18 protein-coding genes are annotated in these 25,686 nt (G+C 39.5%); 6 read left to right on the top strand and 12 right to left on the bottom strand.

Annotated features, from left to right (window positions below; translation table 11 throughout):
• Nucleotides 1-140 precede the first annotated feature (140 nt).
• From FN031_RS00645 to rpsO, 5 genes are all read right to left on the bottom strand, one after another.
• On the bottom strand, nucleotides 141-836 hold the full coding sequence (locus FN031_RS00645; RefSeq protein ID WP_142556733.1) for an alpha/beta hydrolase-fold protein: 696 nt from the start codon (nucleotides 834-836) through the stop codon (nucleotides 141-143).
• The gene (locus tag FN031_RS00640) at nucleotides 817-1,827 is read right to left on the bottom strand and encodes an ABC transporter substrate-binding protein (protein WP_142556731.1); all 1,011 of its coding nucleotides are present in this window, start codon (nucleotides 1,825-1,827) and stop codon (nucleotides 817-819) included. Before FN031_RS00640 ends, FN031_RS00645 begins: the two co-directional genes overlap by 20 nt.
• A 23-nt stretch (nucleotides 1,828-1,850) precedes the next feature.
• Nucleotides 1,851-2,606, bottom strand: a complete 756-nt coding sequence (locus FN031_RS00635; RefSeq protein WP_142556729.1) for an ABC transporter ATP-binding protein — start codon at nucleotides 2,604-2,606, stop codon at nucleotides 1,851-1,853.
• Between the two features lies 1 nt (nucleotide 2,607).
• Nucleotides 2,608-3,654: a FecCD family ABC transporter permease gene (locus tag FN031_RS00630; protein ID WP_142556727.1), complete on the bottom strand. Its 1,047-nt coding sequence runs from the start codon at nucleotides 3,652-3,654 to the stop codon at nucleotides 2,608-2,610.
• Between the two features lie 339 nt (nucleotides 3,655-3,993).
• On the bottom strand, nucleotides 3,994-4,263 hold the full coding sequence (rpsO, locus tag FN031_RS00625; protein WP_001018251.1) for a 30S ribosomal protein S15: 270 nt from the start codon (nucleotides 4,261-4,263) through the stop codon (nucleotides 3,994-3,996).
• Between the two features lie 205 nt (nucleotides 4,264-4,468).
• On the opposite strand from rpsO, the gene FN031_RS00620 reads away from it, so the two are divergent.
• Both FN031_RS00620 and thrS read left to right on the top strand, forming a co-directional pair.
• Nucleotides 4,469-4,843 (top strand): hypothetical protein, encoded by a 375-nt coding sequence (locus tag FN031_RS00620; protein ID WP_142556725.1) that lies wholly within the window; start codon nucleotides 4,469-4,471, stop codon nucleotides 4,841-4,843.
• A gap of 319 nt (nucleotides 4,844-5,162) precedes the next feature.
• Nucleotides 5,163-7,106 carry a threonine--tRNA ligase gene (gene thrS, locus FN031_RS00615; protein ID WP_142556723.1) on the top strand — a complete coding sequence of 648 codons (1,944 nt, stop codon included), beginning with the start codon at nucleotides 5,163-5,165 and terminating at the stop codon, nucleotides 7,104-7,106.
• Nucleotides 7,107-7,322: 216 nt separating this feature from the next.
• On the opposite strand, the gene FN031_RS00610 is transcribed toward thrS, so the two are convergent.
• The 5 genes from FN031_RS00610 to FN031_RS00590 form a co-directional block, all read right to left on the bottom strand.
• On the bottom strand, nucleotides 7,323-8,384 hold the full coding sequence (locus tag FN031_RS00610) for a DUF389 domain-containing protein (protein ID WP_142556721.1): 1,062 nt from the start codon (nucleotides 8,382-8,384) through the stop codon (nucleotides 7,323-7,325).
• A gap of 426 nt (nucleotides 8,385-8,810) precedes the next feature.
• The gene (locus FN031_RS00605) at nucleotides 8,811-10,802 is read right to left on the bottom strand and encodes an ABC transporter permease (protein WP_142556719.1); all 1,992 of its coding nucleotides are present in this window, start codon (nucleotides 10,800-10,802) and stop codon (nucleotides 8,811-8,813) included.
• A gap of 1 nt (nucleotide 10,803) precedes the next feature.
• Nucleotides 10,804-11,562 (bottom strand): ABC transporter ATP-binding protein, encoded by a 759-nt coding sequence (locus FN031_RS00600; protein ID WP_142556717.1) that lies wholly within the window; start codon nucleotides 11,560-11,562, stop codon nucleotides 10,804-10,806.
• 327 nt (nucleotides 11,563-11,889) lie between these two features.
• Nucleotides 11,890-12,864, bottom strand: a complete 975-nt coding sequence (locus FN031_RS00595) for a sensor histidine kinase (protein ID WP_142556715.1) — start codon at nucleotides 12,862-12,864, stop codon at nucleotides 11,890-11,892.
• Nucleotides 12,857-13,534: a response regulator transcription factor gene (locus tag FN031_RS00590; RefSeq protein ID WP_000548968.1), complete on the bottom strand. Its 678-nt coding sequence runs from the start codon at nucleotides 13,532-13,534 to the stop codon at nucleotides 12,857-12,859. The genes FN031_RS00595 and FN031_RS00590 overlap by 8 nt, the downstream gene beginning before the upstream one ends.
• Nucleotides 13,535-13,629: 95 nt before the next feature.
• On the opposite strand from FN031_RS00590, the gene FN031_RS00585 reads away from it, so the two are divergent.
• Complete coding sequence (locus tag FN031_RS00585; protein WP_142556713.1) at nucleotides 13,630-14,706, top strand: DUF2974 domain-containing protein; 1,077 nt, start codon at nucleotides 13,630-13,632, stop codon at nucleotides 14,704-14,706.
• Nucleotides 14,707-14,809: 103 nt separating this feature from the next.
• Here the strand turns inward: FN031_RS00585 and FN031_RS00580 are convergent, their stop codons facing one another.
• Nucleotides 14,810-20,815 carry a YSIRK-type signal peptide-containing protein gene (locus FN031_RS00580; RefSeq protein WP_142556711.1) on the bottom strand — a complete coding sequence of 2,002 codons (6,006 nt, stop codon included), beginning with the start codon at nucleotides 20,813-20,815 and terminating at the stop codon, nucleotides 14,810-14,812.
• Between the two features lie 553 nt (nucleotides 20,816-21,368).
• On the opposite strand from FN031_RS00580, the gene FN031_RS00575 reads away from it, so the two are divergent.
• Entirely contained in the window at nucleotides 21,369-21,998 is a 630-nt protein-coding gene (locus FN031_RS00575; protein WP_142556709.1) for an MBL fold metallo-hydrolase, read from the top strand.
• Between the two features lie 38 nt (nucleotides 21,999-22,036).
• Here the strand turns inward: FN031_RS00575 and FN031_RS00570 are convergent, their stop codons facing one another.
• A complete protein-coding gene (locus tag FN031_RS00570) occupies nucleotides 22,037-23,929 on the bottom strand; it encodes a M13 family metallopeptidase (protein ID WP_142556707.1) in 1,893 nt (630 codons plus the stop codon).
• 180 nt (nucleotides 23,930-24,109) lie between these two features.
• Here FN031_RS00570 and FN031_RS00565 point away from each other — a divergent pair, with 180 nt between their 5' ends.
• Both FN031_RS00565 and FN031_RS00560 read left to right on the top strand, forming a co-directional pair.
• Nucleotides 24,110-24,832 (top strand): metal ABC transporter ATP-binding protein, encoded by a 723-nt coding sequence (locus FN031_RS00565; protein WP_142556705.1) that lies wholly within the window; start codon nucleotides 24,110-24,112, stop codon nucleotides 24,830-24,832.
• On the top strand, nucleotides 24,829-25,677 hold the full coding sequence (locus FN031_RS00560) for a metal ABC transporter permease (RefSeq protein WP_142556703.1): 849 nt from the start codon (nucleotides 24,829-24,831) through the stop codon (nucleotides 25,675-25,677). Before FN031_RS00565 ends, FN031_RS00560 begins: the two co-directional genes overlap by 4 nt.
• Nucleotides 25,678-25,686 lie beyond the last annotated feature (9 nt).

Here is a 25,686-nt window from a genome sequence, read left to right as displayed (position 1 = left end):
TCTATCTATCTATTCATTATACCATAATTTAGTCTATTACAGGGGATGGATTTCCGTCAAGAATAATACCATGAACATTTTAACAACCAAGCATACATAAGAAACACTCCTAGTTACCATGAACAAGGAGTGTTATAGGGTTACTTAAGCTTCCATTCGTCTCTTAGCCAATCACAAAAATAGTGATAACGTTCCTTAAGAGCTTCATGATGCCCATAAGCATCAAATGTGCAATAAGTCGAAGGGACTTTCTCTGAAATCAGATCATGTAGTTCTCTGGCATAAATAGGAGCCTTAGACAGACGATTGGAATGATGGGCACCTTCTGTCTGCCCATTTTGCAGATAAATACGGCTCTGGTTCTGTATCAAATCATGTTCCCTACAAAAGTCTGTAAAATTTGGATACCAGAAGGAACCACAGATAGAAAAGATACAGGCAATGGGAAAATGACTACTATAGAGACTATAAACAGCAGCAAGACCTCCCAGTGAATAGCCGCCATAGGCAATTCTACTTTCATCAAGTAAATAGTTTTTTTTTAGAGTTGCTATAATGCCCTGAAAGAGCTTCTGATGGTATTCATCTCCCCTCCCACCAAAATCTGGAGCCCCTTCTTTCAAAGCACTGGCCTTCCATGGTGTAAAGTCATCCAGACGATTTTCTGGAATCAAACCCACCAAAATCACAGATTGGGATAGGTCTGATAAATAGTCCAATTGCCCATCATTTAACAGAACCATTGGGTAGGCTTGTTGAGGATCATAGCTTGAAGGAAGACTGGTCCTAACTCGAATCCCTTCCCAGTTAAACTCCTTATTTCTTGATAAAGTCATTGATCTTCTCAAGGGAATCGATCACTGCAGGACCGTAATCCATCAACTCATCATAAGAGATGGTCATGATTTTTTGATTTTTGATTGCTGGGACATTTTCCAAAACAGCATTTGCCTTCATCAAATCCACTGCTTTTTCATCTAATTTTTGATTGCGGTCACTAGTTACATAGATAATCAACTCTGGATCCATTGACACTAGATTTTCCAAGGTCAACCCAGAAGTTCCTGTTGCAACATTGGTATAACCAAGTTGGTTGAGCAAGCTTTCTTGTAGGGCTGACTTGTAGGCACCAAAGGTTTCATCATTGTAAGCTACCATAATCAAAGCCTTTTTCTTTTCACCTTGTGTTTCTGGGTTGGCTTTTTTAACCGCATCGATTTTAGCTTGTAATTGCTCTGCGTATTGGTTAGCCTTGTCTTGGACATTGAAAATGGTACCAAGATTCTTCACATCTTCTACGATATTTCCTAGATCTTGTTGGATAGTTGAAAGTGAGGCTTTTTGCGTATAGACTGGGATTTTGTTTTCATTCCAAGCACTAATGGTTCCCAGTGACTTTTCAGAAAACATCATGTTGCGTCCCATCAAGGCATCTGGTTCATAAGAAAGAACCGTTTCTTGTGAGACAGATTTTTTATCGCCGATGTGAGGGATGGCTTCAATCGCATCCTTGTATTTACCAGTTACAGCATTATCAGGATTGAGCATACCAGCAATTTTATCCTGCAAACCGAGTTCAAGTAGGATTTCAGTTGTTGAGAGGTTGTTGGTGATGACCTTTTCAGGAGCTTTTTCAAAGACTTGTTCGACTTCGTTTCCTTTGGCATCATATGTTTTGATGGTTACAGGATAGCTGGTCTCCGTATTAGCTTTTTGACTTGCTTCTGTTGTAGCTGGTGCAGCTGATGTTTCTTTTGATGTATTGCCACAAGCTGCCAAAGTTAAGGTAGCTACTGTTACGAGTAAAATACTAAGTGATTTTTTCATGTTTTTAGTTTCCTTTTTAATGATTATAAATAGTGAATCATGGCTTGCTGATCTTCTGTCCAAGTGACCTTACTTTGAACGCCATAGACAGCCTGCAATGACTCGGGTGTGATGGTCTCTTTTGGAGTACCTTGGTAAACAATCTCCCCTTCTTTCATTAGATAGAGATAGTCTGAATAGCGACAAGCCAGCTGAATATCATGCAAGACAGCTAGCACATTGATCTGAAGATTTTTGACAATGGTCAATAAGTCTAGCTGATACTTGATATCCAAATGGTTGGTCGGTTCATCTAAGAGCAAGAGGGTCGGTTCTTGGGCCAAGGCGCGTGCTAACAGAACCCGTTGCTTCTCTCCTCCTGACAAAGAAGAGTAGAGTCGATTTCTCTTTTCAAGCATATCTACCTTGACCAAAGCATCCTCAACCAAAGCAAAGTCTCTGTCTTTTTCCTTTTGTAAGAAAGAGAGATGAGGAGTTCTGCCCAGCATGACAATCTCCTCAACCGTACAATCAAACTGAAGTTGATTAAACTGCGTGATGACTGCCATCTGCTTTGCCGTTTCTTTGATGCTCATTTGGTCTAGAGGCTTCCCATCTAAAGAAATCAAGCCTTGATTCGGCTTTTCCTGTCGATAGAAGAGTTTCAGCAAGCTGGTCTTTCCACTTCCATTTGGTCCCAAAATAGTATGAAATTGGTTGCCCTCAAGTTTAAGTGAGACTCCTTTGAGAATCTTTTTTTCTCCGATTCCAAAATGAATATCCTGACACATTAAGTCCATATCAGACTCTCACCTCCCTTCGTCTACTTGCAACCATGTAGATAAAGAAGGGGGCACCTACTAGGGCCGTGAAAATACCAATCGGTAGTTCAGCATTTTGAATCAAAACGCGAGCAAAGACATCTGCCCAGACAACAAAGAGGGCGCCTAGTAAGGTTGCTATCGGAAAAAGTCTTCTATAATTTGTACCAACCAAACTTCGGGCCAAATGTGGTGTAATCAAACCGACAAAACCGATGATCCCACAAGTCGAAACTAGGACTGCCGTCATCACAGCTACAATCGTCACATAGAGATACCAATAAAAACGCAAGGGAATTCCCAAAGTCAAAGCCGCCTCATCTCCCATCATCATGGCATTGAAAACACGATATTGTGTAGAGAAAAATAAAAAGGCGATTCCCACGATTATAGTTGGCAAGGTTAAATGAGCCCATGAGGTCCCCGCTAAAGAACCCATGGTCCAAAACTTGATGGTCATAACGCTATCAGCATTGGCCCCAATAGAGATAATAAAGTTTGAAAAAGCCAAAAATAGGGCATTCACTACCGTCCCCGATAAGATTAAGCTAGATGTTGTCATCCTGCTCTGCATGGACGCAATGAGAAGAACTGCAACTGTTGCCGAAATCGCTCCTAAGAAAGAGCCTAGACCAATCATAACTTTAAATCCAAGAATAATACTCAAAGTTGCTCCAAAGGTTGCCCCGGCTGAAATTCCTAATACATAGGGCTCTGCGATTGGATTGTTGACCGTTGACTGCATGACACTGCCACACATGGAAAGACCTGCACCCACAATCAATCCAAGAAAAACCCGTGGCAATCTCATATTCCAAACAATAGCAAGCGTAGACTTTGAAATATCTCCTATCTCAAAAGGAGCCCCTAACTGCCTCAAAATTATCCGATAGGTATCACTCAAGCTAATTTGAACAGACCCCATAGAAACTGCCAGAAACAGAGAAATCCCCAAGGCTCCTAACAGGATAGCTAGTAAAAAACAATATCTCAGGTTTTGATGGTTTCCATAAAATTTGGAAAGCATGAAACCCTCCTTTAATAAAAATTAAAAATTTAGACAATTTTAATAAACAGTATACCACATTTCTAAATCATGAGCAAGACTAGAAAAATGCACACAAAAAAGCCCTCTGAAGTCAGAGAGCTGATTTGAGCTCGGGCTAAAATCCTAGTGAAAAAGATGAAACTCCTTGTGTTCATCGAACACTGTGTCCTTTCCCTATTTTCATACGGATTTTTAACGCCCTTAGCATCATGATTCTTGCTGGATAAAACGTTTGTAGACTAGGCGGCAAGCCGAAGATTGTACTGATGGTACATCGAGGCGAAGCCAACGAAGTATAGAAACGTTTTAGACGCAAGATTAGCGACGAAGTCCAAGAGAGTTGATCAACTCACGGTAACGGTTAACGTCGTTTTTACGCAAGTATGCAAGCAAGTTACGACGGCGACCGATTTTCTTCATCAATCCACGGTAAGTAGCGTGGTCTTTTTTGTGTTGTTTGATGTGTTCGTTAAGGTGGTTGATTTCCCAAGTAAGGACAGCAACTTGAACCTCTACTGAACCTGTATCACCTTCGTGACGTGCATATTGTGCAATGATTTCATTTTTTTTCTCTTTTGAGATTGCCATGATGTTTCTCCTTTTTATTTGGCTTCATCCGAGTGACAGGTTGGCATGCCTGTAACCAAGAAGAAGTTATTTGTCTTTACGACATTTCCTATTCTACCAATAACTAAGTTCTTTGTCAACTGATTTACTATTCTTACCACAAAAGTGCTATAATAGTTATAGGAAGGATATCTAAGTTGACATCTTAAAAAGAGAGGTGATTACCATGCGTAAATTCTTGCAATATCTCCCCTACTATCTGATCATATTTTTCTTTTATTGGCCACTTTATGAGCTGTTATTATGGACTATTACTAAAAACTATATCTTGAAGGAGCTCACCATCGGCAACGTTATTATCTTCTCTCCACTGGTGACTTTCATAGTATCACTATTCTACTCTTATCGTTTCAAGTTCTCAGTTTGGTGGTTAATTGAAGTTGGATTGCTCTTTTGCTTTACCATCATTACTTTTGGAGAATTTATCCTTCTCTACTTCCTAGCCTATGAAATCTTTGCCCTCGCGGGTATGGCTGTTGGTGTCGCTATTAAGAATCTAGTGCAAAAACTGAAAAATAAAAAAATTTCACAAAATCCTTGAAAAATTTCGCAATCATGCTATAATAATGCATAGAGACAAGTCACTTAGAACCTTTTTACCAGAGAGTGCGTGGTTGCTGAGAACGCATATGAAGACTATACTGATACTACTCTACTAACTTTTATGCAAACATAAAACGGTGGCCACGTTAGAGCCAATCAGAGGTGTCCCTCTTTTTTGAGGAACATAAATGAAGGTGGAACCACGTTGCGACGTCCTTTTTAGGATGTCGCTTTTTTGTTTTTCTTTATTTAAAACTGCAACATAGGGAAACACTTCTACTTTAGAAATAATGGATAACCAATATAAGGAGAAAATCATGATTAAGATTACTTTCCCAGATGGCGCTATTCGTGAATTCGAATCTGGCGTTACAACTTTTGAAATTGCCCAATCAATCAGCAATTCTCTAGCTAAGAAAGCTCTTGCTGGTAAATTCAACGGCAAACTCATCGACACTACTCGTGCGATTACTGAAGATGGAAGCATCGAAATCGTGACACCTGATCACGAAGATGCATTGGATATCTTGCGTCACTCAGCAGCCCACTTGTTTGCCCAAGCAGCTCGTCGTCTCTTCCCAGACATTCACTTGGGTGTTGGTCCAGCTATCGAAGATGGTTTCTACTACGATACTGATAACCAAGCTGGTCAAATCTCTAACGAAGATCTTCCTCGTATCGAAGAAGAAATGCAAAAAATCGTTAAAGAAAACTTCCCATCTATTCGTGAAGAAGTGACAAAAGATGAAGCCCGTGAAATCTTCAAAAACGACCCATATAAATTGGAATTGATTGAAGAACACTCAGAAGACGAGGGTGGTTTGACTATCTACCGTCAGGGTGAATACGTGGACCTTTGCCGTGGACCTCACGTCCCTTCAACAGGTCGCATCCAAATCTTCCACCTTCTCCATGTAGCTGGTGCTTACTGGCGCGGAAATAGCGACAACGCTATGATGCAACGGATCTATGGTACAGCTTGGTTCGACAAGAAAGACTTGAAAAACTACCTTCAAATGCGTGAAGAAGCCAAAGAACGTGACCACCGTAAACTTGGTAAAGAGCTTGACCTCTTCATGATTTCTCAAGAAGTCGGCCAAGGACTTCCATTCTGGTTGCCAAATGGTGCGACCATTCGTCGTGAGTTGGAGCGCTACATCGTAGACAAAGAGTTGGCTTCTGGCTACCAACACGTCTATACTCCACCACTTGCTTCTGTAGAACTTTACAAGACTTCTGGTCACTGGGATCATTACCAAGAAGATATGTTCCCAACTATGGATATGGGTGACGGTGAAGAATTCGTCCTACGTCCAATGAACTGCCCGCACCACATCCAAGTTTTTAAACACCATGTTCACTCTTACCGTGAATTGCCAATCCGTATCGCTGAAATCGGGATGATGCACCGCTATGAGAAATCAGGTGCCCTCACAGGTCTTCAACGTGTACGTGAAATGTCTCTTAACGACGGTCACCTCTTTGTGACTCCAGAACAAATCCAAGAAGAATTCCAACGTGCCCTTCAGTTGATTATCGATGTTTATGAAGATTTCAACTTGAATGAGTACCGCTTCCGCCTCTCTCTTCGTGACCCTCATGATACTCACAAGTACTTTGACAATGATGAGATGTGGGAAAATGCCCAAACTATGCTTCGTGCAGCACTTGATGAGATGGGTGTTGACTACTTTGAAGCTGAAGGTGAAGCTGCCTTCTACGGTCCAAAATTGGATATCCAGGTTAAGACTGCTCTTGGTAAGGAAGAAACTCTTTCTACCATCCAGCTTGACTTCTTGCTTCCAGAACGCTTCGACCTTAAGTACATTGGGGCTGATGGTGAAGAGCACCGTCCAGTGATGATCCACCGTGGGGTTATTTCAACTATGGAACGCTTCACAGCTATCTTGATTGAGAACTACAAGGGGGCTTTCCCAACATGGTTGGCACCACACCAAGTAACCCTCATCCCAGTATCTAATGAAAAACACGTGGACTATGCTTGGGAAGTGGCTAAGAAACTCCGTGACCGTGGGGTTCGTGCTGATGTGGATGAACGCAATGAAAAAATGCAGTTCAAGATTCGTGCTTCACAAACTAGCAAGATTCCTTACCAATTAATCGTTGGTGACAAGGAAATGGAAGAGAAAGCTGTAAACGTCCGTCGCTACGGTCAAAAAGAAACAGAAACCATGCCGGTAGATGCATTTGTAGAATTGATTCTTTCTGATATCGCCAACAAATCTCGTGTTGAAAAATAAGAAATAAAAGCTGGGACAAAATCCTAGCTAGCTAGCTAAAAAGCAACAACTGTTTCAGTTGTTGCTTTTTTATATTTTATTTAACCTGAGCTAGTATCGTAATTGGTCAAACCACCACAAATGAAATCTTCATCAACATCCCTTTCTATCCACCAACTTTTGAATATAAGATCTCTTCCCAAGATTTGCTCTCATAAATTAGACAAGTCAATATCCTCAATCCTTGTCTGCTTCATTGTCTGCTTCATTTTCTTTTGCGCGATCGTTTTGTAAATTTTTTTCAGATAGTTTTTGATCAATATACTTGTCAATGGTTTCATAAAATTCCTTGATCGTCTCACTATCTAATTTTTCCGAATTATGGAATTGCTTGACTTTCAATTGAACAGATTCAATACCGTAAGAGGCTTGTTTTTGGCGAATTGTTTCTAATTCTTCTTCTGAAATCGGATCTCCAACAACAGTCAAGACCAATTCATTATTACTTGACTCGTAAACTTGATTAATGACCGTATAATTGGCGAACTCTTTTCCTACGAACTGTTTGATCTCTTGTTTTCGTTTTTCATTCATCGTCAGAGTGACTGCTGAATAGCTGGCTGGAAGGACCAATAATACAATCAAGGATATCAACCCAATTCTAATTTTAATGTTTAGCTCATTAAATGAACTTAAGGCAGATTTTTTCATCATAATTCTTGTTCCAACAATGTTGATTAGCATGATAAAGCCACAGTTGATCAAGAAAAGATAAAGGGCCCCAAATAAAAATCGAACATTTCCATTAGCTAAACCATATCCTGCAGTGCAGATAGGTGGCATCAGAGCTGTTGCGATGGCTACTCCTGGTACGATATTGTTTGCTTCTTTTTTCCTTGAACCAATGACACCTGCTATCCCACCCGCAATAGCAATGAGAACATCCCAAATGGTTGGAGAGGTTCGTGCTATCAACTCGCTACTTGCATAAGATAAGGGAGAAATCCAGAAATACAGAGTCGATACAAGCAAACTGACCAATACTTGAGTAAATAAAACCTGTAGAGATTGCTTGATTAAACGCGTATCAAAAATAGCTAAACCAAACCCCAGTCCAACAATCGGTGTCATAAGAGGGGAAATCAGCATGGCTCCAATAACGACAGCTGTTGAATTCATATTTAGACCTATAGAGGCAATAAAAATCGAACACATCAAAATCAGTGTATCTCTTAATCGAACATGAAGGTCATCATATAATTTCTCACGGTATTCCCGTGTTGAATAGTTTCCGGTCATTGGTTACTCCTTTTATTTCATATAATCTTGTTTCTGCATGGATGATGGTAGAGAGACTTCTGTCCAAACTGACATGTTTTTAATTCTTAGCTGTGATTCTTTTGAACATTATCTTTTAAATATCCATCAGTCCATTCTACATATTATATCAAAAATTTTACAGTCTTTCTCTGAAGAAATCAATTAATTTAAAAGATAGAGAAAGGAAGAAATTTTTGTATCCTTATCCGAAGAAGAGAAACGATATCTCCTCTAAAAGAAGATACCGTTTTAATGTTTAAACACGATGAGTTTGTAGTAGCAATCCTAGCTGATCTAGCCAACAAATCCCGTGCGGAAAAATAAAATGATCACTGTCTGAGAAACATTTTTCAGTGAGAAAAAGCAACAACTGAAATAGTTGTTGCTTTTTTGATACATTTGTCTCTAGATTTGTACAATTCTACGATAGCTTCTTGAAGTAATCATAAAGATTAAAACATAGATCAGGGCAAAGACACCACAGATAGAAAGTGTTACGCTTAGCATCATTGCTGTATCCACAACGCCGATAACCTTGAGAATCAGGCTCAGCATATGATAAGCAAATGCCAAGTGAAGGAATGCGAAGATTACCGGTAGGAAGAAGACAGTCAAGACTTGCTTGTTAATGGTTTTCTTGATTTGTTTTTGGTCCAAACCAACTTTTTGTAAAATCACAAAGCGTTCACGGTCTTCATAGCCTTCTGAGATTTGTTTGTAGTAGATAACGAGTACTGTACCTACCATAAAGATGATAGAGAGGAAAATACCGATAAAGAGAATTCCACCAAAGAGAGCGTTCATTTGGGTAATTGCATCACTTCTAGTAGTTCCATTATAAACCATACCGTCTTCACTCTGGAGATTATGACTAAAATTATTCACATACTCATCAAAATCATCAGATAATTTTAATTGCTCCTCTTGACTTGCGGTCACATCCATACCACCATATAACTGAGTATAGATAGCGGAATCTTGGTATTTATCTAAAAAGCTTTGAAGATCTGGTACAACAAGGTAGTTATAATCCGAAAGTAAGAGAACATACTGGTTTGAAACATGATTGATGATAAAATCTTGCTGGATTTCTTCCTTGATACGATACTCTTGATTGTTAAGACTAAATGCTTTCTGACCTTTTAGTTGGTCATTTTTAGCCCAAAGACCTACTTCATTACCAGTAAGATTTAGCTTTTGTCCAGTCATTTTTTCATAGTCTTTTTGGTCAAAAACTAGGAAAACTGTCTTGGGCATGACGTTGTTTTGCCCTTTTTCAAAGGTAGTTAATTTTGTCCCATCTTGACTAGAAAGACCGAAACTGGCATAGCTGAGAACGTCCTTATTGCTAATCGTTAGGTTCTTTTCACTGGCATATTGAGTTAAAAGTTTATCTAAATCCTCAACTTCTACATTTTGCCCCTTAACATCAAAATCGTGAGGATACATAAGTTTTTTAATATTCTCAGATCCGTTGTAGATACTAGTAGCTGCTGACATAGTAACCAAAACCATGGTTGAAAGGATGGCAATGGTTGCTAATCCGACAGCATTTTTCTTCATACGGAAGATAAGGTTAGAAACAGAGATGAGGTTGTTGGGTTGGTAGTAATATCTCTTGTTTTTCTTGAGCAACTGCAAGAAAACTGTAATACCTGCATTGAATAGAAGGTAGGTTGCAAAAATGACCAACATAACTGCTATGAAGAAAGTTAAGACCGCTGAAACTGGATCTTTTACGCTTTGTGCTAGGTAGTAGCCACCACCTAGAGTAATTAGCCCTACGAGTGTCTGAAGAACTAGGAAACGCCCCTTCTTCTCACCCTTCGCTTTCTCACGAGAAAGCTGGAGAGCATCCATACGAATAATGCGTACAGCGTTCAGGAAAACGATGACTAAAAAGATGACTCCAAATACCAGAAGGATTGAAAGCACTACGGACCATTGGAAAGTTGCAACTAACTCTACCTTCATCTTTGCAAGTTTGAGCAGTAAAGCGAAAATCAGATTATCAAAGAGGGCGCCAATCCCAATCCCAGCAGTAACTGTTACTAGCCCAAATATCAAGAGCTCCTTAAAGGTCATACCAATCAAGTAGCGCTTTTCTAATCCCAACATGCCATAGACACCCAGTTCTTTTGAGCGATTTTTCATGACAAAACTGTTGGCATAAAGCACAATAATGGCAGATGCAAATGTCACTACAATAAGTCCTAGTTGTAGGGTAAATTGTATAGCAGATGCACCACGTAAATCCACAATTTTAGGATTAAAGGCTAGGGAGTAAAAGAGATAGCTGATAGTGACTGCCAAAATGACAGACAGTGCAAAAGGGTAATAGAGTTTGCGGTTTTTGATTAAGTTGGATATGGCCAACTTATTGGTTAATCGAAACATACTAGTTCACCTCACTCGCCATAACAGTCAAGGTGTCAGAGATTTCTTGGAACATCTGACGATCCGTCTTTTCACCACGATAGATTTGATTGTAGAGAATGCCATCCTTGATGAAAAGTACACGTTTAGCACGGCTGGCCGCAGCTGTCGAGTGGGTTACCATGAGAATGGTTTGTCCGCGTTCATTAATTTCATCAAAAACATCAAGCAGGGCTGCAGATGACTTAGAATCTAGGGCTCCTGTTGGCTCATCCGCAAGGAGAATTTCTGGTTCTGTGATGATAGCCCGTGCAACTGCTACCCTTTGTTTTTGCCCTCCAGAGATTTCATAAGGGTACTTCTCCTGCAATTGATTGATGCCAAGATTTTCGGCCGTCACGACCAATTTTTTCATCATTTCTGTAATAGGCTTTCTAGACAATACCAAAGGGAGTAAGATATTGTCTTTAACAGAAAGCGTATCTAACAAATTGAAGTCTTGGAAGACAAAGCCTAACTTTTCACGACGGAAGCTTGATGCTTCAGAATTTTTAATGGTGGCTGTGTCAGTTCCGTTTAGGAAGACCTGCCCACGCGTTGGCTTGTCAAGCATAGCAAGAATATTGAGTAGAGTAGATTTTCCAGATCCAGACTCACCCATGATAGCGACGTAGTCGCCTTTTTCAACGGTAAAGTGAATATCTTTCAGGGCTTCTACTTGGTTGCCTTGAAAGCGAGTTTTATAAATCTTTTGAACGTGTTTTACATCTAATAGTGTCATTTTAACTTCTCCTTTTTAATATCCCATTAATTGAAACTGAGCTTGCATCATTTCGATGCCGAGCTGAACTCGCTCGATATCCTTTGGACTTGGCTTACTTGTTTGTTTCTTTTGTAAAATTGTTTTCATGGTTCCTCTCCTTTTTCTTTATGCTCTAAGTTTACTCCAAAAAAAGATGGCTTGCCATAACATAACCTTACAAAAGAGGCCTTTAATCTTACATTTTTGTAAGATTACATTTTTTATCTAATTGAAGCCTTTTTTCTCACTATATCAAGGTCTAAAGAAGAGCTTGAAAGGTTTCTTCCAAGCTCTTCACAATTCTTTTCATTCAATCAGTAAATTCACTTCAGAGAACTTAATCCTCACCGTTGTTCCTTGCCCAAGCTCGGATTCTATTTGAATTTGATGTCCTAATTCTTGGCTGATTTTCTGGGTTAGATAGAGCCCAAGTCCAGATGACTGCTGGGTCATTCGACCATTATATCCTGAAAATCCACGTTCAAAGACTCGCAACCGATCACTGTTTTTGATACCAATCCCAGTATCTTTGATGCAAAGGTCTGAACCTTCCGTGTAGATTTCAACCCCACCTTCATTTGTGTACTTGAGGCTATTTGATAGGATTTGTTCAATGACTACCAACAGCCATTTTTTATCCGTCACAATCCTTCTGTCCAAGTCATGCAAATTAATACTTAGATCTTTCTGGATAAAGAAAATAGCATATTTGCGAATGACTTCCTTGACCAGATCTTCTATATTTTCTTTCTTCAACACCAAATCATCATGGAAGCTTTCTAAGCGTAGATATTGGAGAACGAAGTTGGTATAGGAATCAATCTTAAAAATTTCCTGCTCCATCTGTTGCTTCAGTTGGCGATCCGCCACCTCGCTCACTAGGAGTTTACTGGCTGCAATTGGTGTTTTTATCTGATGAACCCAGAGTGTATAGTAGTCCACCAAATCATTATAGCGGTTTTCAGCATCTGATTTCTTTTGATAGAGTTCAGATTCACTTTTCTCTAATTTTTCAGTTAGAAGGACTTCCATTGGTGACTTAGCTTTTCTTTCCCCATAGAGCAATTCCTTACGATAACGTTGCAATTCTATCAAGAAATCAAATACCAAAAACAAAAATGTCAAAAATGTAGATAGAAAGAAGAAATAGTTAAAGTAGGGCCCTTGCTTATCAAACAAGATTTCAAAAAGAAAAAGCAAACCTGTAAGCGATAGAATAAAAGCAAAAAAACGGCTACGCGAACGGATATAAGCTAGAAAAAAACTTTTAATATCAAGCATGTTTCAATCCGTACCCTATCCCTTTCTTGGTTTCGATAAAACCAATCAAACCTTCTTCCTCCAGTTTCTTGCGCAAGCGAGCGACATTAACAGACAAGGTATTGTCGTCAATAAAAAAGTCACTGTTCCAGAGTTCCCGCATCAAATCATCACGCGCTACGATATTTCCAGCATGCTCAAATAAAACTCGTAAAATCTGAAATTCATTCTTGGTTAGGCTGATAGCTTTGCCATTGACATGCACATCCATAGACTTGGTATTGAGAATAACTCCAGCATACTCTAAGAGACTTTCATCTCGTCCAAATTCATAAGAGCGGCGCAATAATCCTTGTACCTTAGCTAAAAGGACCTGCTGGTCAAAAGGCTTGGTCACAAAATCGTCAGCTCCCATATTAATAGCCATCACGATGTCCATAGCCTGGTCTCTTGAAGACAGAAACATAATAGGAACTTTGGAAATCTTGCGAATTTCCTGACACCAATGATAACCATTAAAGAGAGGCAATCCAATATCCATCAGGACCAGATGAGGCTCAGACTGAACAAATAACGTCAGAACTTCCATAAAGTCTTCTACCATGACTACTTCAAAACCCCATTCAGAAAGCATTTTCCCAACTTGCTGACGGATGACTGGATCATCTTCTACTAGTAAAATCTTGTGCATCTGCTCCTCCTTTTTTTATATTATAGCAAAATTCTTCTGACTACTAGCGAAATTGATGCAAATCTGATATGATAAAAGTTAAGAAAGGAATTCTCATGGCCAATATTTTTGACTATCTAACTGGTGTTCAATACGATTCTTTTTATGATCTTCCCTTAAATGAACTGGATATACTAGCTCTAACTGAGCTGACCTATCTTTCTTTTGATAACTTACTAGACGAGTCAGATAATCGCTTACTAGATGTCGCAACACGTGTTCCTCGAGAAAACACCATGTTGACCAATAAAGAACGTTTACAGCTCTTAGACCAACTAGCTTCCCACAAACGTTTTAAAAATAGCAAACTTTCTAATTTTGTCAACGAGGTCGACACAGAACTTCAAAAGCAGTTCGCTGCTATGACCTATCGTCTGAACCTAGATACTTATCTGATTGTCTTTCGTGGCACAGACGACAGTATTATTGGCTGGAAGGAAGATTTCCATATGACCTATATGAAAGAAATACCTGCCCAAAAGGATGCTCTTGAATACTTGGAAGATTTCTTTAAACAACATCCAAAACAAAAAGTACTCATTGCTGGGCATTCTAAAGGTGGGAATCTAGCCGTCTTTGCTGCTAGTCAAATCCAGCCTGAGTTGCAAGAAAAAATCTCGGCTATCTATACCTATGATGCTCCTGGTTTGCAGGCTCATCTGACTGAAACCACTGGCTACCAAGACATTATCCCTAAAATTCACCGTTATGTACCCCAGGGATCTGTTATTGGAATGATGCTTGAAGTACCTGATACTCCTATTGTCGTTCGAAGTCTAGCCCTAGGCGGTATCGCCCAACACAATACTTTCAGCTGGCAAACTGAAGGAACTCACTTTGTCCAACTAGAGGCCATCAGTACCGAAAGTCTCCAGATCAAAGACACTCTTAAAGAATGGGTGGACAGTGTGCCCGATGAAGAACTCGAACTCTATTTCAATCTCTTCTTTGGAACTATTTTAGAGTCCGGCATCAACTCTATCAATGATTTATCTTCTATCAGTGCTATCGAGCACATTCATCAACTAGTTTCCCAAGCTAAAACACTGGAGCCTGAACAAGTTGAAGTCTTAAGAAACTTGACGCAACTCCTATTGGATGCTCGCTTCCAAGCCTGGAAAAATCATTTTTAATCAATTGTTTTATAAATTTAAAAGGGAAGACTGTACTGGTCTTCCCTTTTATATTTGCTTAAAGATAGTAAATGATGAAATAATGAAACTTCATGATTTAATATCAATCTACTTTTCTCTTCCGAGCCATAAGACCGAATCCACTCAAGACACCTAACAAGCCAAGAGCAGCAAGGCTAGCATGGTCTTCAGTACCAGTATTTGGCAATTGGTCAGTTGTCCAAACTACCTCTTCAGCTACTGGCGCTGGTTTTTCTTGAGCTGGTGTCGGTACTGGATCTGGCGTTGGCACTGGATCTGGTGTCGGTACTGGATCTGGTGTCGGTACTGGATCTGGCGTTGGCACTGGATCTGGTGTCGGTACTGGATCTGGCGTTGGCACTGGATCTGGTGTTGGTACTGGATCTGGTGTCGGTACTGGATCTGGCGTTGGCACTGGATCTGGTGTTGGTGGCGTCTTCACTTTTTCATAAACGTGCTCGGTGTCACCGTTTGGAAGTTTCTTAGTCTCTACGAAGCGGTAGCCTGGAATATCTTTCTTAGGTTGTTCACCGTCTTCTGTTGGATAACCTGGAATTTCATTCCCTTCCTTATCCTTATGACTTGTCTTAACCTTCTCATAAACGTGCTCGGTGTCACCGTTTGGAAGTTTCTTAGTCTCTACGAAGCGGTAGCCTGGAATATCTTTCTTAGGTTGTTCACCGTCTTCTGTTGGATGACCTGGAATTTCATTCCCTTCCTTATCCTTATGACTTGTCTTAACCTTCTCATAAACGTGCTCGGTGTCACCGTTTGGAAGTTTCTTAGTCTCTACGAAGCGGTAGCCTGGAATATCCTTCTTAGGTTGTTCACCGTCTTCTGTTGGATGACCTGGAATTTCATTCCCTTCCTTATCCTTATGACTTGTCTTCACTTTTTCGTAGACATGTTCTGTGTCACCGTTTGGAAGTTTCTTAGTCTCTACGAAGCGGTAGCCTGGAATATCTTTCTTAGGTTGTTCACCGTCTTCTGTTGGATGACCTGGAATTTCATTCCCTTCCTTATCCTTATGACTCGTCTTCACTTTTTCGTAGACATGTTCTGTGTCACCGTTTGGAAGTTTCTTAGTCTCTACGAAGCGGTAGCCTGGAATATCTTTCTTAGGTTGTTCACCGTCTTCTGTTGGATAACCTGGAATTTCATTCCCTTCCTTATCCTTATGACTCGTCTTCACTTTTTCGTAGACATGTTCTGTGTCACCGTTTGGAAGTTTCTTAGTCTCTACGAAGCGGTAGCCTGGAATATCCTTCTTAGGTTGTTCACCGTCTTCTGTTGGATGACCTGGAATTTCGTTCCCTTCCTTATCCTTATGACTTGTCTTAACCTTCTCATAAACGTGCTCGGTGTCACCGTTTGGAAGTTTCTTAGTCTCTACGAAGCGGTAGCCTGGAATATCCTTCTTAGGTTGTTCACCGTCTTCTGTTGGATGACCTGGAATTTCATTCCCTTCCTTATCCTTATGACTTGTCTTAACCTTCTCATAAACGTGCTCGGTGTCACCGTTTGGAAGTTTCTTAGTCTCTACGAAGCGGTATCCTGGAATATCTTTCTTAGGTTGTTCACCGTCTTCTGTTGGATGACCTGGAATTTCGTTCCCTTCCTTATCCTTATGACTTGTCTTAACCTTCTCATAAACGTGCTCGGTGTCACCGTTTGGAAGTTTCTTAGTCTCTACGAAGCGGTATCCTGGAATATCTTTCTTAGGTTGTTCACCGTCTTCGCTTGGATGACCTGGAATTTCATTCCCTTCCTTATCCTTATGACTCGTCTTAACCTTCTCATAAACGTGCTCGGTGTCACCGTTTGGAAGTTTCTTAGTCTCTACGAAGCGGTAACCTGGAATATCCTTCTTAGGTTGTTCACCGTCTTCGCTTGGATGACCTGGAATTTCATTCCCTTCCTTATCCTTATGACTTGTCTTCACTTTTTCGTAGACATGTTCTGTGTCACCGTTTGGAAGTTTCTTAGTCTCTACGAAGCGGTAGCCTGGAATATCCTTCTTAGGTTGTTCACCGTCTTCTGTTGGATGACCTGGAATTTCATTCCCTTCCTTATCCTTATGACTTGTCTTCACTTTTTCGTAGACATGTTCTGTGTCACCGTTTGGAAGTTTCTTAGTCTCTACGAAGCGGTAGCCTGGAATATCTTTCTTAGGTTGTTCACCGTCTTCTGTTGGAATTAATGTATTCCCCTTAGTGTCTACAAATGAAGTAATTGGACGTACAGTCGGAGTGTATTTTGCAGTTATTTCTGCTCCGTTTTTATCAACTCGTTTGACCGTAACTCCTGAAGCTTTCCCAACAAAGTCTTTTTCTGGTGTGAAAGTTACCACACCATTTTCATCAATGGTATAAGTTCCTTCACCTGGAACAACTTTTTTAGTTGAACCATCATCAAATGTTGGTTTTACTTTATCATCAATTTCTACAGTTTTCTCCACACCATTTACTGTAACTTTACCACCTGTAAAAGTTGGTGTACCATTTTGTGGTTGTCCTTTTGGACCTTCGGATTCTGCATCTATAGATGTTGGTTTAACAGGTATTACAGTTGGAGTATACGTTGCTGTAGCAGTTGCTGTAATATCAGTATCATTAGCATCTTTTCCTAATTTTGCAGTAAGTGAAACTGTGACAGGTGTAGCTGTACCGGTAAATGTTTTCAATGGAACAAAGGTTACTTTGCCTGTTTCATTATCAATTGAGTACGTACCCTGACCATCAATTGTTAGAGTATCAACAAATTCACCTGTTTTTGGATCTACTAGCTTAGCAGGCGAAGAAGCACTTGGTTTTACTGGTGATCCATCTCCAACAGATGTAAAGGTTGGAGTTTCTTTTTGAGTAGCACCTTGGATATCAGTCGAAGACACATTATGTCCTTCAATCGTATCAGTTACTGTAATATGATAGGTTGTTGTAGCAGTTGATGAATCAACTCCATGATCAACTCCCGACTCAGTTCCACCAATTGTTGCTTCAGTTGTGTAATTTCCATTACTATCAATAACATCGATCTTAACAGTATATACTCCTACTTCATTTAAGCTATATCCACTAGCAATGTTATAGTTATTTGCATCTTGTTTAGTGTCAAATACTTTTTGAACTCCTGAAGGCGATGTTACTGTGATACGGGTAATATAGGTTGTCTTATTATATTTAGCATCCTCAGTATCTGAAATTGCAACTGCTGCTTTTGGCTCATTTCGAAGATCTACAGCTGTTCCCTTTGTCGAAGTATAATCTTTTGAAGAAGCTATCGGTTTCGTGTTAACAATCGTTGCAACATCTGAATTTGATGCTATCGTTCCTTTAATAATACCACCAAATCCTGAAGCAGTCATCACTTTCCAAGAATCATCTCCTAGTTTAGAAGCCGTAACAGGTGAACCATCAGATGATGACCAGGTATTACTATTCTTATCGTAGGAAATGACTACAGACATGCCATCACCAGGGAAATTCTTATTCTGCGAAGCATAAGTAGTTACAGGACGTTTTGGTGTTTCTACACTAATTACCTTGTCATTTTCAAGTTGACGAGTATATTCATAGATGTAGAATTTCATTCCACCATCTTTTTGAGCTTCTGTATATACTTGACGCTTAGTCCAGATGGTTGCACCTACACTATTAACTGTTCTTTCTTCAGCATATTCCGCTGGGAGTTCCCAATGACCTGTTGTTTGATTTAGAGTGGCAGTGTGCATATTCCCATCTGTTCCAAGCAATTCAACTTTCTCACGTAGGAATGTTCCAACCACTTTCTCTGTTGAAGCTTCTACAGTAATATTATCCACTCCTACAGTTGTAGTTGCTTCTGATGTAACTGGGACATTAAATACCTTATCTGAGTCCACATCACCTAATTCTTGGTTTTCAGTTACAGCGGTATTAGTAGTACCACTTGCTACTACCCATTTCCCGTTAACTGCTTTAAGGTTTGTTATAGTGCCATCAGGCATCACCATCTTCGCACTTGTTGCACCCTTAGAAATTTTAACTGGTACAGATTTCGAGTACGTTTCAATATTTTGAACTTCAACTTTTGGTTTGACAACCACTGTTAAAGTAGCGTGAGCCTCTTGTCCAGATTGATTCCAGACACTATTTTTAGCTAACTTATCATAATCTTTGGCAAATACTGAAACTGTATAGATACCCGCTTCAGTTAATTTACCTGAAATGATTCCACGCCCCATATTTGTTTGGTCCGCAGCCTGCTCGTCAGAAGTACTGTTAGCTACACTATAGCTAGTACCTGGAATTAGGGTTTTAGAATCATCTAATTGTTCTCCTACTGTATTATAGCCAGATACCCCTGTTACTGCTTTAGAGAATTTTTGTGGTACTCTTACTACTTTACCCTCTACAGTTGTGTAATTATAGGTTCCTCTACTATCTGCAGGTGTCGCACTTGAACCTGATGCATCATAAAATTGGATATTTACATTAGCATCATCTCCAACAGTACGTTCATAACGCTCAGAGTCTGACTTAATTTTTGGAGGTGTATTATCTTGCCATCCAACCCAACCAGAACGAAGGTTCATGATCTGGAAGGTTACAGAACGACCATCTTTATTTGTAGCAGTAATGTCAAAACGAAGATCATAAACCCCATTTTCAATATCTGCGACAACTTTTCCTTGAATGGTATCAGTTGTGGCATCGTATACTACTCCAGGAACAAGGTTTGTTGGTGTAACAGTTGTAATATCCCATCCTGCTGCTTTTGCTTGTTCTGTAACGCCAAAACGTTCTTTCAGATTTTTAATATAAACACGATCAACACCTTGTTCATACCCATATCCGTATATCTCTGTAGCTAGATATTCATATCCGCCATTTGCAGAATAAACTGACGTATTATTAGAAGAAATAGTTGAACCATCGGCACGTAGCTTCCCTTTCCATAAAGGAGCCTCTTCAGCTAATTTCTTAGCTGCATCTGGTGTCAGAGGATAGTCCACACGCCCCTTATTATTATGACCAGCAGCACCACCATTTACGGTATGCATTCCATTACCGGCATCTTTGTCATGTCCATCTCTCTGATTTGAATAGACAACTACTTCAAGTCCCCTTGAATCAGTTCCTTTAATTAGATTTATTTCTTGAACAGGAATTGTATAAGTATCTGAACCTGTGTGTTCAGTAGCACTGATTTTAGAAGCATGAGTTGTATTGGTAGTTTCATCGTTATAGAAATCTTGAGCTGATAAAACTGCACCGTATTTCCCATCACGACCAATGCCAGCTTTTCTTAATTCATCATAGATGGCAAGCATTGAAACATTCAAAGAGTCAAGTTCATTATTAATCTGTTTAGATGTAACATTCTCAATCTCTAAAACATGTTTTGCTTGTGATATCACAAAGTTATTCTTAGAAATTACTTCTTCAATTGCTTTCTTAATATCACCGTCAAAATTATTTTTACGGACAGCTTCGTTTGCAAGGACATTTGTTACCTCAGCCTCAGAAATTACTTGATCCAAAATAGTTTTTGATTCATTTTCTGGACTATATTTGTCCTGCGATTCTTGATTTTTTTCTGTTTCTAATTTCGCTTTTCCAATCTCATTTGATTCAATAACTGTTTGGATTAAAGCTTCAATTTTTTCAACCTCAACATTAATATCTTCTTGTTTAGCTGAATCGTTTACAAGAAGAGTCTTTGCAGAAGCTAATACACTTTGTGCAGTATTTAACACTAATGAATCAGCATGAATACTAGATTTGAGTTTTTCTTCAAGTTCTGTTACTTTTGCACTCAGAATAGATTTTTCAACTTTTTGTAATTCATTGACCTTCTCTTCAGATATTGTCGTTGTCGATTCAACTTCAATATTTCCAGTTTCTAGCCCCGAATTTTCCGTAGTTGATTGAGCTATCTCTGATGTGACACTAGTATTTAGCACAGAACCTTCGTTTGCTGATACTACTCCGCCAGTGAATAACATAATTCCTGTAGCAATTGCTACAGATGCTGCACCAAAACTATATTTACGGATACCATAACGTACGTACTTTTCCGTCCTAAAATCATGTTGTTTCCTCTTCATGAGTTTTACAACCTCCCCTTGTAAAAATATTAATACTAAAGCATATAAAAAAAAGACGATAATTGATGTAAACGCTCGCTTTATCTATAGCCTTAATGTAGATATTTTATCATGTATATTATTATTATTCAAAAAATTTAACTGATATTTTTTTAAAATTTTACTAAATTGATATGGTTTTTCTGTACATATAAACAAAATAATATCTTTTTTGTTCGTTATAAACGTTTTTATATAAAAATATTTACAAACTTCATTAAATTTTCTAAAACTTTGAAAGTTAACACTTAATATAAATACTCATACTAAATTGCTTTTATAAGATTATAAACATAATTTGAGTTTTTGAATAAAAAAATATTTTTATTGGATAATTATATAATTTGAGTTTTCAATTATAGTAGTAACATGTAGTCATAAGGTATTTTTACTTTAACACATTCTAGAAAATCCTTCGATTCTGGAGGGACTTTCTTGATTGTTCCTATTTGTTCCTAATTTTTCTCTTCTGTGTTATACTAGTAGAAGTATATTCTATGAGATTGGAGAACTTATGAAAATTCACAGAACAGTGAATCCTGTTGCTTATGAAAACACCTACTACATTGAAGGTGAGAACCACATAATCGTGGTTGATCCAGGTAGCCATTGGGCTGAGATTCGTAGCGTTATTGAGACCATTAACAAACCTATCTGCGCTATTCTCCTGACCCATACCCACTATGATCATATCTTAAGTCTAGATTTGGTTAGAGATACTTTTGGAAATCCTCCAGTCTATGTAGCAGAAAGTGAAGCTTCTTGGCTCTATACTCCTGTTGATAATCTTTCTGGGCTTCCTCGTCACGATGATATGGCGGATGTCGTGTGTAGACCAGCTGAACACACCTATGTTTTTCATGAAGAATACCAGATTGAAGAATTCCGCTTCACAGTCTTACCAACTCCAGGCCACTCTATCGGTGGAGTTTCACTTGTTTTCCCAGATGGAAACTTGGTCTTAACCGGAGATACGCTCTTCCGTGAAACAATTGGCCGTGATGACCTCCCAACAGGTAGTTTGGAACAAATGCTTGACAGCATTCGCAATCAGCTCTTCACCCTGCCAAACTATGATGTTTACCCAGGTCATGGACCTGCTACGACTATCGCCCACGAAAAAGTATTTAATCCCTTTTTCTAAAATATAAAAACCAAGGACAATCATCCTTGGTTTTTTGATTACCAAATAATCACACGGTCTTCTGGTGAGCGCCACATACCGTCGCCTTCTTTGACATCATAAGTTGTAAAGAAGTCATCAAAGTTAGGCACTTGGACATTGACACGAAGTTTAGCTGGTGCGTGTACGTCGACGCTAGCCATGAGTTTCATCAACTCTGGACGACCTTTCATTCGCCAGATACGAGCAAAGTTATGGAAGAACTCTTCAGCTGAGAAGTCTGGTTCTCTCTTGGCAGCTTCAAGGGCAGCAGCAATTCCTCCTAGGTCGGCAACGTTTTCGGATACAGTTAATTTCCCATTGATTTTTGCACCGTAAGATTCTTGACCATCAAACTGGTCGATAACCTTCTGTGTTTTTTCTTTAAAGGCAGCATAGTCGTTCTCTGTCCACCAGTCCTTGAGACTACCATTTTCATCAAAGGAAGCCCCATTTGTATCAAAGGCATGAGAAATTTCATGGGCGATAACCGCTCCGATACCACCATAGTTGGCAGAAGATGACTGATGCAAGTCATAGAATGGTGCTTGTAAAATAGCAGCTGGGAAGACAATCAAGTTCTTTTGTGGATTGTAGTAGGCATTCACCATATGAGCAGGCATTCCCCACTCCTTGTAGTCAACCGGCTGATTCCACTTGCTCCAACTGTGCTTAATTTCCACACGCGCAAATGCTAGGGCATTCTCAAAGAGACTAGCAGATTCATCTACTACCTTGTCCTTATAGCGAGCTGGCAGTTCTTCTGGATAACCAATATAAGGCTTGATGACATTGAGTTTGACGATGGCTTTTTCTCGAGTTTCAGGAGTCAGCCAGTCATTTTTAGCCAAACGTTCCTTATAAACATCAATCATGATCGCTACTTTTTTCTCTACGTCTGCCTTGGCTTCTGGAGAGAATTTTTCGTGAGCATACCAAAGACCGAGGGCTTGTTTGAATGGTCCTTGAGCTAAATGGTAAGCAGCCTTGCGTTTTTCTTGAGCCTCAGGGACTCCTGAAAGAGCTCGTCCGTAGGCACCCGACAAGATACGAATCTCATCTGTTAGATAACTAGTTGAAAGATTAACCACACTCAAGATCAAGGTTGCCTTAAGCAAAGGCCAAGCTTCTTCACTATAGAATTGCTCTGCTGCTTGCCAGAAACGTTCTTCATCTACAATGACCTTATCAGGAATTTGACCAAGAACAGCTTGGAAAAAGTCATCTAAAGGTAGGGCAGGCGCAAACTTTTTGAAATCTTCATAAGAATATGGATGGTAAAGTTTGGCGTATTCTGAACTTTCTTCATTAGAGAGGACTACAGCTGCGATACGACGGTCCAATTCCAATCGTTTTTCTAAAAGATCTTCGATTTCTTCATCTGAGAAGTTATAGGCTTTGAGAAGATTAGAAGTACTTTCTTTCCAAAGGTTCAACAATTCCTCACGCTGTGGATGGTCTTCCGCATAGTAGGTTGTATCTGGCAAGATTGTTCCTGGTGCACTAGCCCAGAGAACATTGGTTCTAGCATCCATAAAGTCTGGTGATACTCCAAATGGAAGGAAGTTTGGTTTACCAGCTAATTCAAATGCTGCTAGTTTACTTGCGAAATCTGCAAAACTTTCTAAATTCTGGTATTCCTTCAATAAAGGAAGTACTGGCTCAATTCCATCTGCTTCTCGCTTATCGAAATCTCTCACCATGGCGTGGTATTTGACAAAGTTTGCTAGGATAGGATCTTCTGGAAGATCTTCTCCTGCCAACCACTTGTCCGTCGTCGTTAGCATCAACTCTTCGATTTCTTCGTCAAGGTCGATAAAACCACCTGTTCGTGATTTATCGGCTGGAATGACTGCAGTCTTTTCCCATTCACCATTTATGGCATCATAAAAATCATCTTGATAACGTGTCATCTTGTTCTCGCTTTCCTAATTTCACTTATTCTTAGCTTAGCAAAAATTCCTGGGGAATGCAATTAAAAATGCCGTCTCTTCCTGATTGATTTCATCATTAATATTTTAAATTTTTAATAAAATTAACTTGACTTAATTTTTTTTTTAAGGTATATTAAAAGGCAGGAGGAATACAACTGTATGATACGTATCGAAAACCTCAGTGTCTCCTACAAAGAAACATTGGCACTAAAGGATATTTCACTAGTGCTCCAAGGACCAACGATTACCGGAATTCTTGGTCCAAACGGTGCTGGAAAATCAACTTTATTAAAAAGTATGTTGGGCATTATCCCGCACGAAGGACATGCTTTAATTGACGATAAAGAAATGAAAAAATCTCTTAAGAAAGTTGCCTATGTCGAGCAAAAAGTTCATATCGACTACAACTTTCCTATCAAGGTAAAAGAGTGTGTCTCTCTGGGACTCTATCCATCCATTCCACTCTTTCACACTTTAAAAGCAAACCACTGGAAAAAGGTAGATGAAGCACTTGAAATCGTGGGTCTTTCTGACTATGCAGACCGCCAGATCAGTCAACTATCTGGTGGCCAATTCCAGCGTGTCTTGATTGCCCGTTGTCTAGTTCAAGATGCTGATTATATTCTCTTAGACGAGCCCTTTGTTGGGATTGACTCGGTCAGTGAAGAAATTATCATGAATACGCTGAGAGATTTGAAAAAAGCTGGCAAGACGGTCCTTATCGTCCACCATGACCTCGGCAAGGTTGCCCATTATTTTGACCAGGCACTCCTTCTTAATAAGGAACTAATAGCCTTTGGTCCAACAAAGGAGACCTTCACCCAATCCAATCTCAAACAAGCTTATGGTGACCGACTCTTTTTCAATGGAGGTGACCTATGATTGCAGAATTTATAGATGGATTGCAGAATTTCCACTTTCTCCAAAATGCCTTGATTACAGCCGTTGTGATTGGGATTGTTGCTGGAGCGGTCGGATGCTTTATCATTCTCCGTGGGATGTCCCTTATGGGGGATGCTATCTCGCACGCTGTCTTACCTGGTGTAGCTCTTTCTTTTATTTTAGGAATTGACTTCTTTATTGGAGCTATCATCTTTGGATTGCTTGCTTCTGTCATCATCACCTACATTAAGGGGAACTCTATTATCAAGAGTGACACTGCCATTGGGATTACCTTTTCATCTTTCTTAGCTCTAGGCATTATATTGATTAGTGTGGCTAAAAGCTCGACTGACCTCTTCCATATTCTCTTTGGGAATATCTTGGCTGTACAAGACATAGACATGTATATTACTATCGGTATGGGAGCGCTCATTCTCTTGATTATCGGGATTTTCTTCAAGCAACTCTTGATTACATCCTTTGATGAACTCCTAGCCAAAGCTATGGGCATGCCAGTTAATTTCTACCACTATCTACTCATGATACTCTTGACTTTGGTGTCAGTGACTGCTATGCAAAGTGTCGGAACCATCCTTATCGTAGCCATGCTGATTACTCCAGCTGCGACAGCTTATCTTTACGCCAATAGTCTAAAGACCATGATTTTTCTTTCATCAGGCTTGGGAGCTCTAGCTTCTGTCTTGGGACTTTTTATCGGTTATAGCTTTAACCTGGCTGCAGGTTCAAGTATCGTGCTGACATCTGCAAGTTTCTTTCTTATCAGTTTCTTTATCGCACCAAAACAACGATATTTGAAACTAAAAAATAAAAAAATCAATAAATAAGGGGAAACC

Origin of the sequence: Streptococcus mitis, from assembly GCF_902159415.1 — a bacterium.
In the GTDB taxonomy this organism is placed as follows: domain Bacteria; phylum Bacillota; class Bacilli; order Lactobacillales; family Streptococcaceae; genus Streptococcus; species Streptococcus mitis_BG.
This window is presented reverse-complemented; position numbering and strand designations above follow the sequence as displayed.

Coding starts and splice junctions, on each gene's coding strand:
- FN031_RS00645 (WP_142556733.1), bottom strand. CDS start 836: ATGACTTTATCAAGAAATAAGGAGTTTAACTGGGAAGGGATTCGAGTT.
- FN031_RS00640 (WP_142556731.1), bottom strand. CDS start 1,827: ATGAAAAAATCACTTAGTATTTTACTCGTAACAGTAGCTACCTTAACT.
- FN031_RS00635 (WP_142556729.1), bottom strand. CDS start 2,606: ATGGACTTAATGTGTCAGGATATTCATTTTGGAATCGGAGAAAAAAAG.
- FN031_RS00630 (WP_142556727.1), bottom strand. CDS start 3,654: ATGCTTTCCAAATTTTATGGAAACCATCAAAACCTGAGATATTGTTTT.
- rpsO (WP_001018251.1), bottom strand. CDS start 4,263: ATGGCAATCTCAAAAGAGAAAAAAAATGAAATCATTGCACAATATGCA.
- FN031_RS00620 (WP_142556725.1), top strand. CDS start 4,469: ATGCGTAAATTCTTGCAATATCTCCCCTACTATCTGATCATATTTTTC.
- thrS (WP_142556723.1), top strand. CDS start 5,163: ATGATTAAGATTACTTTCCCAGATGGCGCTATTCGTGAATTCGAATCT.
- FN031_RS00610 (WP_142556721.1), bottom strand. CDS start 8,384: ATGACCGGAAACTATTCAACACGGGAATACCGTGAGAAATTATATGAT.
- FN031_RS00605 (WP_142556719.1), bottom strand. CDS start 10,802: ATGTTTCGATTAACCAATAAGTTGGCCATATCCAACTTAATCAAAAAC.
- FN031_RS00600 (WP_142556717.1), bottom strand. CDS start 11,562: ATGACACTATTAGATGTAAAACACGTTCAAAAGATTTATAAAACTCGC.
- FN031_RS00595 (WP_142556715.1), bottom strand. CDS start 12,864: ATGCTTGATATTAAAAGTTTTTTTCTAGCTTATATCCGTTCGCGTAGC.
- FN031_RS00590 (WP_000548968.1), bottom strand. CDS start 13,534: ATGCACAAGATTTTACTAGTAGAAGATGATCCAGTCATCCGTCAGCAA.
- FN031_RS00585 (WP_142556713.1), top strand. CDS start 13,630: ATGGCCAATATTTTTGACTATCTAACTGGTGTTCAATACGATTCTTTT.
- FN031_RS00580 (WP_142556711.1), bottom strand. CDS start 20,815: ATGAAGAGGAAACAACATGATTTTAGGACGGAAAAGTACGTACGTTAT.
- FN031_RS00575 (WP_142556709.1), top strand. CDS start 21,369: ATGAAAATTCACAGAACAGTGAATCCTGTTGCTTATGAAAACACCTAC.
- FN031_RS00570 (WP_142556707.1), bottom strand. CDS start 23,929: ATGACACGTTATCAAGATGATTTTTATGATGCCATAAATGGTGAATGG.
- FN031_RS00565 (WP_142556705.1), top strand. CDS start 24,110: ATGATACGTATCGAAAACCTCAGTGTCTCCTACAAAGAAACATTGGCA.
- FN031_RS00560 (WP_142556703.1), top strand. CDS start 24,829: ATGATTGCAGAATTTATAGATGGATTGCAGAATTTCCACTTTCTCCAA.